General features: G+C 39.0%; 11 protein-coding genes. 5 read left to right on the top strand and 6 right to left on the bottom strand.

Annotated elements, in window-relative coordinates; all coding sequences use genetic code 11:
- Positions 1 to 23 precede the first annotated feature (23 nt).
- Positions 24 to 2,399 (top strand): AAA family ATPase, encoded by a 2,376-nt coding sequence (locus tag JV36_RS0117450; RefSeq protein WP_032096686.1) that lies wholly within the window; start codon positions 24 to 26, stop codon positions 2,397 to 2,399.
- Between the two features lie 12 nt (positions 2,400 to 2,411).
- Positions 2,412 to 3,038 (top strand): hypothetical protein, encoded by a 627-nt coding sequence (locus JV36_RS0117455; RefSeq protein ID WP_152561568.1) that lies wholly within the window; start codon positions 2,412 to 2,414, stop codon positions 3,036 to 3,038.
- A 903-nt stretch (positions 3,039 to 3,941) separates the two neighbouring features.
- Here JV36_RS0117455 and JV36_RS0117460 read toward each other — a convergent pair.
- Positions 3,942 to 4,661, bottom strand: coding sequence for a hypothetical protein (locus JV36_RS0117460; RefSeq protein WP_032096684.1), 720 nt, complete (start codon positions 4,659 to 4,661; stop codon positions 3,942 to 3,944).
- A 39-nt stretch (positions 4,662 to 4,700) separates the two neighbouring features.
- Positions 4,701 to 5,237, bottom strand: coding sequence for a hypothetical protein (locus JV36_RS0117465; RefSeq protein ID WP_200883170.1), 537 nt, complete (start codon positions 5,235 to 5,237; stop codon positions 4,701 to 4,703).
- 450 nt (positions 5,238 to 5,687) lie between these two features.
- On the opposite strand from JV36_RS0117465, the gene JV36_RS0117470 reads away from it, so the two are divergent.
- Positions 5,688 to 6,338: a hypothetical protein gene (locus JV36_RS0117470; RefSeq protein WP_152561567.1), complete on the top strand. Its 651-nt coding sequence runs from the start codon at positions 5,688 to 5,690 to the stop codon at positions 6,336 to 6,338.
- Positions 6,339 to 6,669: 331 nt separating this feature from the next.
- Here the strand turns inward: JV36_RS0117470 and JV36_RS0117475 are convergent, their stop codons facing one another.
- Together JV36_RS0117475 and JV36_RS0117480 are read right to left on the bottom strand one after the other, a co-directional pair.
- Entirely contained in the window at positions 6,670 to 6,930 is a 261-nt protein-coding gene (locus JV36_RS0117475; RefSeq protein WP_032096682.1) for a hypothetical protein, read from the bottom strand.
- A 138-nt stretch (positions 6,931 to 7,068) separates the two neighbouring features.
- A complete protein-coding gene (locus tag JV36_RS0117480) occupies positions 7,069 to 7,965 on the bottom strand; it encodes a tyrosine-type recombinase/integrase (protein ID WP_032096681.1) in 897 nt (298 codons plus the stop codon).
- A gap of 551 nt (positions 7,966 to 8,516) precedes the next feature.
- Here JV36_RS0117480 and JV36_RS19955 point away from each other — a divergent pair.
- Positions 8,517 to 8,669, top strand: coding sequence for a hypothetical protein (locus tag JV36_RS19955; RefSeq protein ID WP_235207886.1), 153 nt, complete (start codon positions 8,517 to 8,519; stop codon positions 8,667 to 8,669).
- 280 nt (positions 8,670 to 8,949) lie between these two features.
- Here JV36_RS19955 and JV36_RS19350 read toward each other — a convergent pair whose 3' ends face one another.
- Together JV36_RS19350 and JV36_RS0117495 are read right to left on the bottom strand one after the other, a co-directional pair.
- Positions 8,950 to 9,678 (bottom strand): hypothetical protein, encoded by a 729-nt coding sequence (locus tag JV36_RS19350; protein ID WP_052010232.1) that lies wholly within the window; start codon positions 9,676 to 9,678, stop codon positions 8,950 to 8,952.
- A 283-nt stretch (positions 9,679 to 9,961) separates the two neighbouring features.
- Complete coding sequence (locus tag JV36_RS0117495; RefSeq protein ID WP_032096680.1) at positions 9,962 to 10,414, bottom strand: YciI family protein; 453 nt, start codon at positions 10,412 to 10,414, stop codon at positions 9,962 to 9,964.
- 438 nt (positions 10,415 to 10,852) lie between these two features.
- Here JV36_RS0117495 and JV36_RS0117500 point away from each other — a divergent pair, with 438 nt between their 5' ends.
- On the top strand, positions 10,853 to 12,124 hold the full coding sequence (locus tag JV36_RS0117500) for an efflux RND transporter periplasmic adaptor subunit (protein WP_032096679.1): 1,272 nt from the start codon (positions 10,853 to 10,855) through the stop codon (positions 12,122 to 12,124).

Genomic DNA, 12,124 nt, shown 5'->3' on the forward strand with positions numbered 1-12,124 from the left:
ATAATTAGATTTGGAATACTGAAATGGAATTTGTAAAAAGAATCAATATCCAAAATTTTGGAAGCTATACCAATTTTATATGGAAAAATTCTGTCAAAAATAAAAGTAACGAGGTCGAGGACTTTAGAAAGCTAAACATTATTTATGGAAGAAATTATTCAGGCAAAACAACACTCTCAAGAATTTTTAGAGCGTTTGAGACCGCCTCGTTGCCGAATAAAATTACCACGCCTGAGTTTCAAATCTTAACAGATAATGTAACGCTAAATCAGAATGATATCGACAAGAGCGAATTTGATATTCGAGTATACAATAAAGACTTCATATCAGATAACCTATCTTTTCTTGTTGATGACGAAGGACATATTAGTCCAATCGCAATCATTGGTGACGATAATACAAAAATCGAACAGAAAATATCTGAAAAAAGGAATTTACTTGGTTCAGTAGAAGATAAAACAGGTCTTCGTCATGCTCATGAAGTTAAACAACAGTCTTATTTAAAACTGAAGCGAGAGAAAAATAAATTAGAAGAAGCTTTAGAAAAAAGTCTTATAGACAAAGCAAACAAAAAACCAAACGGTATAAAGCATCAGACAAAATTTGCTGTATCAAATTATAATATAACATCACTAAAAACAGATATAAAAACGGTGCTAGGTTCTAATTTTTTACTAAATAACGATGAAAAAACAAGACTTGAAAACTTAGTCCAAGACCAGCAGAAATCAGAAATAAATTGTCTCTTTAATGTATCGCCAATTATATCCCAAGTTTTAGCAAGTGCTAATTCTCTTATCGGAATACAGATAAAACCTTCGCAACCTATTCAGGAGCTTTTAGATGATTATTTACTGCAAGAGTGGGTCAAAAACGGCCGACAACATCATGAATCTAAGAGAAAAACTTGCGGTTTTTGCGGTAACGATTTGCCTGCAACACTATGGATAAAGCTTGACGCTCATTTTGATCAAGAGTCTGAAAGTTTAGAGAAAAAATTACAAAAAAAGATTTCCGAAATAAAAATAGAATTAGAACATGTAACTAGTGATTTATCGTTTGAACTAACCGATTTTTATAGCGAACTACAGAAAGATGCAAAATCAATAAAGGCTAAAATTAAGGAAGAGATAAATAAATATAAGGTTCAGCTAAATACAATTAATAAAGCTCTAATTAAGCGACAAAAAAACATATTTAATTCTTATTCTGAGATTGAGGTTGAAGATAACTCGGAAACTATTCTTAAATTAAAAGACTCGCTACAAACTTTAGTTGAAAAAAACAATAATAAGTCTTCTACTTTAGTTAAGGAGCAAAACGAAGCTAGACGGCTTCTTAGGCTAAGTGAAGTCGCTGAATTCATCAGCGTTATTGACTATAGCGTAAGTGTTAAAAACATATCAGACAAAAATAGTTTGTTGTCACAAGCAAAACTTGCTCAAGATGACGCTTTTGATGATATCAATCGCGTAATTAAAGAGATTGATGAATTAGACGCGTCAATAAAAGACGAAAAGAAAGGTGCAGATCTTGTAAATAAATATTTAAATAATTTTTTTGGACACGAGAGCTTACAACTCAAAGCGTCTGAAAATAAAGAGAAGGCTTATAAGTTTGAGATTCGCAGAGACAAGAAAGAGGCACATAATCTGAGCGAAGGCGAGTGTAGTTTAGTAGCTTTTTGTTACTTCATAGCGAAACTAGATGATATAGATTCAAAAGACAAGAAACTATTAATTTATATCGATGATCCAATTTCTAGCTTGGATAACAATCATATCTTTTTCGTGTATAGCCTTATTGAGAGTATCTTAGCGAAACCAATAGGGAAAGACGCCGAAGACAAAAATGTATTTAGATACAGTCAATTGTTCATATCCACACACAATTTAGATTTTCTTAAGTATCTAAAGCGTTTAACAAAACAAAAAAGCCAAACACAGCATTTTCTTGTTACAGGAAAATCAACTGGCAGTGAGCTTGCGCTTATGCCCCCTTATATGAAGAATTATGTCACTGAGTTTAACTATTTATTTAGTGAAATTTATAGGTGTTCAGACGAAGCAAACGCAGCGAACAATCATGAAAGTTTCTATAATTTTGGAAACAATCTTAGGAAATTTTTAGAAGCATACTTATTTTTTAAATATCCATTTTCATCAAGTGACTCAAGAGATCACGGAGAAAGGGTAACTAAATTTTTTGGTGGTGAAGAGGGAACGGATTCTCTTGTTCAGCGATTAATAAATGAGTTTTCACATTTAGCAGAGAGGTTTGATCGCAGCGTACAACCAATAGATCATGCTGAAATTAGCAAGTTGGCCGAATTTGTTTTGAAAAAAATTGAAGAAAAAGACCCAGAGCAGTTTGAGCACCTTGTCCAAAGTATTAGCTAAACTAGGCCCGAAATGAATAAGTTATCGAGATATCAACGTTTTAAAATGCTTAATTATTGGAATAAGGTGCAACACATTAGTGCCCTAATTACAATAATTGGCGCACCTATCATTCTTATTTGGTATTTTGGTATATTCGATTCGATATTTTATAAAGAAGACAAGGCTATCTATTCAGCAGATGACATAATCAAATCAGTGCGCATTGACTCTATTGATCAACAGAACGCATCTACCAATAGGATTGTTGCGAGAAGCGTCAACGGCTTTTATTACAGTGAAGTATCGGACAACGTAGTGTTATTTTCAGGAATAACACCACTTCTTGTTAATGAGATCGGTGCTACATTCAAATCAGACTACCGACTAATTGGTTATGTTACTAAGTTAAATGAAAAGGAAAAAACTGTAAAAATAGAAATCAAGACCATTTCCATGATTGATGATTATGGCAGAGCTTTTGAGATTGGGGCGGAAGATGGCAGTTTTATTGGTTATGCTGAATCAAAAGATTTAATAACCCAAGGAGTAGTTGAATTGCAAAATACTGACTCTGGACTATTGTTTGAACATTCACAAGATGTCCAAATTATATTAGATTTCGAATCCATTGATGTTAAATTGGTTTCACAAATGTAGTTATGTAAGCTGGTAATAATATTCAAGATAATCTCAATCTACAAGGTAGTAGTATCATCTTGAACCTTCAATTATCGTGCCCTTATACAGTACTTTGCAAAATTCTAGTTGAGGGTAACTTGCTGATATTATTATATTTCCAGTTTTTCGCACTTTACTGATTTTTCGATATCTAAAATAGGCCAAAAACAATGTAACCTATTGAAAAGTAATTGTAAAAGTTGGTTTCGCTTTCAAATATGGGGTGTCAGGGGTCGGAGGTTCAAATCCTCTCACACCGACCAACTTCTCCTTTCTTCATGACGCTCTAAGCCTTTACTGGCAAACTTCCCAGCTGGTATTTAAGTCAGTCTTCAAGACAACACACAGAAATCACATCAGTTTCAATGCTAGCTAACTTTGTGAACGTTCACAATCTTGTTCACAAATGTTGAGCCTATGAGTCAACATCATTGATAGTAGCATTTTCATTCGAAAGCTCCTCCAATTCCTTTTTCAGTTCACGTACATGTGGCGCTTACAGTCGTTTAGTGTATTCAAATAACTATCTAAGTAATCTAAATAATTACTAAAGACAAAATAATCCACGTTCTTTCGTGTAAGTGATTTTATATTTTTGCGAACGCTGCTTGCCAATCAAGCGGGTATCTAGGAGTGAATTCAGTGAAGTTGTGTTCTTATAGCTTTTTTCATTGTTATGCGCTCTGCCTTTCGCTGCATTTTTCGGTAACACTCTGAGTCGAGGATATAGGGCGTCAGATTGATGCGCTGTAAGTGAGCGAAAAGTTTACGTGCTGAGTTCAGTTGAAGTCATTTTCTGGTGATATGGGGGCTGGGGGGGAGATGGGCCTTCACCATTATCGATGTGCTCGCTCAGATTTCTGTAGCAAAATAGCGGGTTATTTATTTGAATCTTGTTTGCAACAAGGAAAGCTGGTCATCAATGGTAGTTAAGTCGAAGCTTTTCCTCATGCTCGACAATGATTGCATTTTGCAATTCATATAAGCTTGTTCAATGTGCTCTACATAAGCAGGAAAAAGTGAGTCTGCATGTTCAGAAGTGAAAGCAATGATGTCTAAATATCCGTTATCGGCTTTAGATTGAACGAAGTTTTTTGAATCTAGTAGTTTTTGTTTGTCACGTTGAGCTTTACGTTGTTCTTTATCTGTATCGCCGTACTTCCGTGTAGCGTATAGCTTACTGATGCCTTCAGTCACTTCCTCTGCCTCATAAGCGAAGGCGTATATCGGTCGCCGGTTATTAGCCAAGGTATATGCTTCCCTGAATGTTGGTGTCCATAGCCCTTCATGAGCAACCTTGTTCCTTATGGCTTTGCCGACGATATATCGGCATTGTTGGCCGTGAGAAAGCTTGAAGCTTGGGACCTGCGGCAAAGCATCAATGACTTCCTTTATTGCACCAGCATTAATAAAATAACTTTGAAGCTCCTTAGCTGCCTTAATATACGAACTACTTTTGCTGCCTTGAGGCTTTTTAATTCCCTTCACTTCATCAACCGCTTCCAACGATACCAGTATGCCTTGGAGTACACGGAAATAAGACATATATAATGTTTTGTTCTCATCAGTATCATAAGCCTGTATCTGCTCAAAATCGTCCACTTTTCCCCCGATAAATTAACAGTTGAGACTACTCAGTAGTTATCGCCCAACGACTGTACCTTGATATCGAAATATCTTCTTGGCTTCAAATAACCTTTCAAGTTCTCGCGCGTTTAACTTGCTGTCTGTATAGGTAATCAACAGGTAACATTCAGCCTGTAAGAACTTGCGTCTACCTTCTTCTGTGGTCAGGCCGTAAGATGGTGCTATTGAGCTATCAAAGTACAGATGTTTGGCCAAGATAGAACGTGTTGAACGCACATCACTTGGTTGTATATCTGTACCTCCGTGTTTGAATTTCAAGTATTTCTGAGACGACTTAGCGTGTTGTCTGAGTCTCGCCCTTAGCTTTGACGCTATGCCAACCTTCAGCGGGGTACCGTCATCAGTGAATATTTGATACAACCCTGGTCTGTCGAGTAACTGGTCAACTTGGCTAAACGCACAGACCTCTGTGTCATAGCCATAGTGAACTGAAAGTTTACCTCGTGGCGTTACCTTACCGCCTGTCAGTATCAAACCTTCAGCTGTTGTATAGCCATTTTGTGCTGCTTGTTTCTTTATGTCTGACGCCATGTCTACTCTTTCGCTTTCTACTTTTTCAATAAATAGTATGGGTTACAAGTGTAATGTGTAAAGGCTTACAGCGCGAAACTGTGTAAAACCTGAGGCTAAGCCTACAGCTAACACTGCCTCATTCACTTAGCGCCGACATACACTTGGGTTATTGAATAGATCTATATGACTTACAAAGACACTGGGATTAAATTGGGTAGCCTTGGTGTTTGGTCAAGATGAACGCTGCGGCTGGATTGAAGTTGTCTTAGCGGTGCACCTGTGGTGCGCAGAGACACCCTATGGGGGTAGTTGAGGCTTCATCATTGTCGAACTGGCCTCTCAGATTTTTGTGGTGAAAACAATCGGCTAAGCTTGTAATATCGAAGCAAATAGATGGAGTTGATTACTGGTACAGGTGGAGGTTTTGTGTGACAGGTTTTACTTAAGTTTTTTAGGGATAAGGAAATCTTGGAGAGCTTTCTAGATGGTATGTTTTGGTGTAATTCTCCTGAGTTTTACCGCTTAAGCTACGAAGCAGGAGTTGGAGATTTCAATGAATCCTGTAGTTATTCTTACCGTGAAGAGCGTGATAAAGAAGCTCCCAAGGTAACTATTGATGGAGTTGCGCTTGATGGCTTGGTTGGACTTACTCAGCACTCTAGTAAAGAAAAAGACCGATGGCTTCATAGTTGGTTCATATTGAATACGCCGAATAGCGATGAAGACTGTATAAACGCCGTAAAGACCATCAATCGAATGAGAGAAGAGTTTGGTAGATACTACGCTGTACTTCAAGTAAACAATATACAACCTCTAATTAATCGCTTAGTTGAGGCTTCTAGCGTTAAGGTTGATGCTATCCCTGTTGATTATTCTGATGACATGCTGAAGTGGTCTTTTGCCTGCAAAAGCTCCAAATACGCATACCAAGAGGAGTTTAGGTTTCTTGTTGATTACTGCAGTAGCAATGAGCTAGAGCCTAAAAAAATTGAGGTTAAAGAGGGGTTTAGAGATATCGTTCATAGCTGTATTCCGTTAACGATTGTTGATAAGGCAACAGGTGAGTACCTTTTCAAGTTAACCGCTGATGTGTGCTCTTCATCATTAATGGATAATTAAAGTAAATTTCGACAAAATGGCACGCTTAGGTTGTACGATTAATCTTCTGATGGTCTTTAATTGTTGATTTTATCAGAAACTTATATTTTTAAGGCTCGTATCAAGGGTTCGAAGTCTTTAGTACCTTTAAAATCTTTCAGTCGTCGTAGCGAGCCAAAGTACACCTTACCCATAAACATTGTTGGTAGTTTTTATTTGCATTGGTTTTTGCTCACCAAGTTATTTCCTACAGTTATTCTAAGGTACTCGATTCCGTTGGAGCGCATGAGATACTGCAAGACGTTGTTTTTTCTACAAAGCTCATGTTCCTCATAAAGAATGATAAAGGGCTCTAAATCATCCATGACAGCTCACTTATAAGGCTCTTAACAACCTTTGACTTCAGGTGAGATTTGAGCTCCAAACTATTGAGGACTAATAAAACCACTCTGACGTGTTTACTTATTTCTGCGTCATCGGGTGTGAAGCGGTATTCATCAATTGCTTTGCTGACAATAGAATTTACAGTATCACCGCTCTTAATTTTTAAGTTGCCAAGTTTATCTAGCTGTCCTTTGGTTAAGGAAACCCTTTTTTCTACTGTTTTACTCATGATACTCTCCAGTTTTTCAATTGAATTTTAATTTATTGCAATAAAATCAGCAATTTATGAGTCATTTGTGAGTAATAGTTAGTTGTGGTTATTTCCCAGAATGAGAGACAAAGAGTAGAACTTTGCCACTTTCACTACTCAGTCCATCAGAGAAACCACGTCCTTAACCCCAAGGTGTGTGTATCGCTCCAGCATCTCAGTTGAACTGTGCCCTGAAATAACTTTTAATTGGTTAACCGAAAGGCCTCTTTGAGCATACTTAGTGATAGCTGAATGCCTCATTGAGTGAAACGATAGGCCAGTTATTTCTAGACGTTTACACGCTCGTCTAAAAGCCTTCGAAAGACTTTCTGCTGTAACGTTGTAGAGGATTTGGTGACTATTACATGCCACAAGTCTGTCTTTTAAAATCCGCGTGGCATTTGCGTTTAACGGAACGTAGCGTGAGTAGCCATTCTTGGCTTCAGGAACATAAAGTCTGTTTTGGTGAAACTCTATATGTTGCTTTTGTATCTTTACAATTTCTCCTCTACGCATAGCTGTCTCGTAAGAGAGTTCAGCAGCAGATGCAACTAATGGAGGTAAATCTTCAAGTAGTAGCTTTAACTCTTTCTGTGTTACTACTCTGTCTCTTGGTTGGCATTCAGGAGGATATTTGAAGTCCTTAAAAGGAAAAGGCCAATTTAACTCGAAGTGCTTAATTCCAAACTTAACGATGCGAGACAGCATCTGTAGGTCCAATCTTGCAGTACTGCTCTTTACTTGTCTGAGCCTCTGACGCTTGAACGCTTCGATTTCTGCTAGGCTAGGAGGCGACTTAAAGTTTTTCTTCAAGCATCGCACACGGTAGCGCACAGAGTCGCCCATGTGCTCAAGATATTTGTCGCAGACCTCGTGAAAAGACAATTCACTGGAACCCATCAAGGCGAAGCGTTCTGCTTCTTGTTGAGTTGGAAAGGTCTTAGAGATTCGCTTACCTTGCTCACGAATCTGTACGTTCCAGTTGCCTGATTTTAATTGACGTATAGTTGCCATCTCGTTCACTCCAAAATACTTAAAGGTTAATGGAAGTGAAATTCTTGAGGCCTTGTTAACATCGACTTTCGGAGGTGTGTGTAGAGTTCGCAGCGTTATCACGCAGGTGGGCATGGGGTGTCAGGGGTCGGAGGTTTAAATCCTCTCACACCGACCAACTTCTATTATTTTTCAATGACTTACCCCGCTCATTGATTGCTTGTGAAATGAGCGTCCCAAAACTATTCTATAATTGTCACAATACAGAGCAGACAAGTTTAGTTTTCCCATCTGTTTAATCATTATTAATTGTCCGTCTCTAGCTTGGTGCTCTGGTATCAACCTTGAAAATTCTCCCCACTCGCAACTAGTTAATCCTGAGGTTTACCAAACAGGACATAACTATGACAAAATAGACTCAGAATCGTGATCTGCAAATCACCTTCATTCATCAGTTCAAAAGAGCGACAAGAACCGCTTGGCCTGACAAATTTCGTTTATTTTGGTATTTCAATCCAGAAACCCTGGATTATGTTTACGAACATAAGAAAGAGCCATCTGAACGATGCTTATTGTTCTTATTGTTCGAGCTACAAATCGTTGGTTTTATCAATTCAGATGAAGTTGATGATGGAGAGTTTGAGAATGTTTTCGGTGTAACGAAACATCGTTACTTTTCAGCCGAAGCAATTGATGAATGGACTGAGCAGGTTGAAATACTTTAAGGGCTGCTTTGCAGCCGTTTTTTCATCCAGTAAACATAAAACTATTGATTTCAATTATAAGGTTGCTCGTTTAGCGGTAGTTGCTTATATCTGAGCTAGAGGTCGCACACGTGCTTTGAGACCTAACCTGAAAGATATTTAAATGTCATAAGTTTGCGTGTTTACATTATTTTTCCTGCCGCGTTTCTGTGCGCAGTGCAGACCCTTAGGCTATATACTCCCCATCGCAAAAGGTAGAGGCCTGAGAAGCAAAGTGTATAATCAGGTTTCGCATGCTCCTTTACTTCCAGTCGGTTGGGCCCAAGGTACTATCAGCGTACTTAGATATATTACTTGCCAGCGTAGCCATTTTGTCGAAACTATTGATACCCGAAGCACCACCAAAGAATGGGACAACAAACACCAGAGTGTTATTGTCATTGCAACGCGCAACATTGAACATTTCACCGTCGTCTACAGTCGTCAAATCGCAGTCGAAAAAGCGAAAAAAGGACATCATCGAGCCTTTGCCGGTACATACTATTACTCGCGGACTATGTTTTTTTACTAAGCTTTGAAAGAAACGCCCTCGATGTGAAATACACCATTCTAGATACACTTCGAAAGAATGCAGTCCTATGCGCTTAGCCATATCGCTATTCCAAGATACACTGGAGCGATTTTTGAAAGAAATAGGAAAAGCGTTCATCTTAAATCCAATGCCATCCGAGCACATAAGCTTGTGTCTAACAGCTTGTTCTTTATGCCCATGTTCCCAGTCATAGAGATAACTGTATAGCCAGGCAATCTTATTATTGTATTGATACTTAAGACGCTCTTGTACCTGTCCATCCCAGTTGCCCACATTGAAAGGTCCCTCCATTGCCTTTTCTAGATCAGCCAAGTCTTTAAACTCCGTTCCCCATTCCAAGCCACATACCCAAACACTTGAATCTAAATTTCCACCATCACAGCCGTAGTGGGAACATGCAAATTGTTTGAATTTTTCATTTAACTGGCGCTTCGTCATTACTTAATCCTTTCAACTTATACAAAAAACTTACATCTAATCTGCGTCATAACTTGTCGCAGTGAATTGACCATACTTCTCTAGGCACTTAATTGCTTTATAATTATGTTTACTAAGGAGAAAGGATGTCTCAGCGATTTACAGAAGAATTCAAAATTAACACGCCATAGAAAACTTCTACAATCTGACACTTAAATAAATCAATCTAGTCAACAAGACAGCTGCTACAAAATGTAGCGTATAGCGTTAGTTTTTCTCTTACTTTATAAGCTACTTTTCTACCTTATATGGGCTTTTTCTGGAGTTGCTTGTGTTGCTCATTCACTAGCATTAAAGCCGCTGAGCTATACATTTTATATAATTCATAAGATAGTAAACCAGCCTCAACTGCTGGATCAGTTTTTACCCAAGATTCCGCTGTTTCTAAGTTATCGGTATTGAAAATAAAGACACCACGCTTCGGCTCAGCATCTCCTAAAGGGCCAGCCACAACCAATTTTTTCTCTTCCGCAAGCTGACTCATATTGGCAAAGTGACCAGCAAAGGCTTCGTTTCTTTTAGTCTTATCTTCGACGACTTTGTCTCCAGTCACCAATATGACCATCACATAAGGTTTCATGCCATAATCATCAGCACCCACCGACTTCGCTAGCTCTTCGTCGTATTCAGCAAAACTGTGAGCACTAAAGAGTAAACCGAGTAGCAATAAGTAGTTCATTTTCTTAATCATTTTCATTATGGTCCTTTAATTGTTCTCTTGCCTAAACTAGCGTGTCTAGCTGAGGAATGCTTTAACACTACATATTACAATGCAAAAATAAAAATTCGAGATGAAATGACAGTTAAAAATAAAAACTTCAAAGGATCATTGGTTTGCACTTTTTATTAGGAGCGACAAGCTGATTGCCTTAGCAATAGTTGCATCTAGACAGAACTAAAGTAAGTCGTCGAATATGTTGAGAGGTGATCTTTTACGCTTCATTTTCCCGTAGTCACAATGGTCTGACGTATTTGTAATCGCATTTCAAATACTCTGCATTGGTATCTATTTTACTTTCTAAATAGTTTCCACACATACGCCGGCATAATGCCGGCGCAAATAAAAACCCGATGGAATATGCCGCTTTCTTTATTCCATATTGACTCCACACCATGGAAATTATGAGCAGGGATTATGATTAAAAAAGTAAGTATCGCGTTGATGTTTGCCGCTCTAGCAACGTTTGGTTGTAGCGATAAAGACACTGCCTCATCACAAGCTCAAGACTCTGCTTCATCGAAACAAAGTGATGCAAGTGCTAAGCAAAAACAACCTGCAACGCCGGTGGGGTATGTAGATCTCACTTTGCAGCAAATTCCTACCCTAGCGAAAATTCCAGGCAGAGTGGTACCATACCAAGTCGCTCAAGTAAGGCCTCAGATAAGCGGCATTATTCAGTCTCGCTTGTTTACCGAGGGGGCGTTAGTTAAAGAGGGCGACCAGCTTTACCAAATTGAACCTAATCGCTATCAAGCCGAGGTGGATTCTGCACAAGCAGACCTTAATAACGCCCAAGCGAGAGTGAATAATGCCCAGTCCGTTGTTGAGCGTTACGACAGCTTGGCCGAATCTGACGTGTTAAGCCAGCAAGTTTTTGAAGATGCGCAAACAGAGTTAATGCAAGCAGAAGCCGCGGTAATGCAGAGTGAAGCCCAGCTTAAGCGCGCAAAAATAAACCTCGCTTATACCAAGGTTTACGCACCAATCACCGGCTACATAGGGCCTTCAAGTGTAACCAAGGGCGCGCTGGTGTCGCAGCAGCAAGAACAAACCCTTGTCACCATTCGTCAACTAGACCCTGTTTATGTTGATTTCTCTGTCTCTGCTAGCGATAGACAGTTGATAGGCTCGCAAGGTGATACTTCGCAGAGCCAATCGGTAAGCTTGTTTTTAAACTCAGGAGAGCGGTATCCTCAGGTTGGCAAAATAATAGCCACAGATTTTGCGGTTGATAATCAAACAGGTACCATTCAGGTTCGCACCGAGTTTGCTAACCCTGAAACTGCTCTTTTACCTGGATTATTTGTGCGCGGTGCAATTAATGACAGCACTGCAGACCCGGTTATTATTGTTCCTCAAAAAAGCGTAAAAATTGGGGCGAACGGTAAAAAGCATGTGTGGGTGATAGACGCCGACAACAAAGCGCGCGAACGAGAGGTTACCACGGGCACGGCGTTTGAAAACAAATGGGTTATTCAAGAAGGCTTGAAGCAAGGAGAGCGGTTAATTGTTGAGGGCACCATGACATTAGCCGACGGGCAAAAGGTTAAGCCGCAAAAAATGAATCAGGAAAGTGACCGAGAAGCTAATCAAAAAACTAAGCAACAAGCTAATCAAAAAGCTACACAAAAAGCCAACAAGAGCGCTGATGACCAGAATGCACAGTCGACAGGGAAGGCACAATAA

The organism is Alteromonas sp. LOR, from assembly GCF_000753865.1.
Classification (GTDB): Bacteria; Pseudomonadota; Gammaproteobacteria; order Enterobacterales; family Alteromonadaceae; genus Alteromonas.

Coding starts and splice junctions, on each gene's coding strand:
- JV36_RS0117450 (WP_032096686.1), top strand. CDS start 24: ATGGAATTTGTAAAAAGAATCAATATCCAAAATTTTGGAAGCTATACC.
- JV36_RS0117455 (WP_152561568.1), top strand. CDS start 2,412: ATGAATAAGTTATCGAGATATCAACGTTTTAAAATGCTTAATTATTGG.
- JV36_RS0117465 (WP_200883170.1), bottom strand. CDS start 5,237: ATGGCGTCAGACATAAAGAAACAAGCAGCACAAAATGGCTATACAACA.
- JV36_RS0117475 (WP_032096682.1), bottom strand. CDS start 6,930: ATGAGTAAAACAGTAGAAAAAAGGGTTTCCTTAACCAAAGGACAGCTA.
- JV36_RS0117480 (WP_032096681.1), bottom strand. CDS start 7,965: ATGGCAACTATACGTCAATTAAAATCAGGCAACTGGAACGTACAGATT.
- JV36_RS19350 (WP_052010232.1), bottom strand. CDS start 9,678: ATGACGAAGCGCCAGTTAAATGAAAAATTCAAACAATTTGCATGTTCC.
- JV36_RS0117495 (WP_032096680.1), bottom strand. CDS start 10,414: ATGAAAATGATTAAGAAAATGAACTACTTATTGCTACTCGGTTTACTC.
- JV36_RS0117500 (WP_032096679.1), top strand. CDS start 10,853: ATGATTAAAAAAGTAAGTATCGCGTTGATGTTTGCCGCTCTAGCAACG.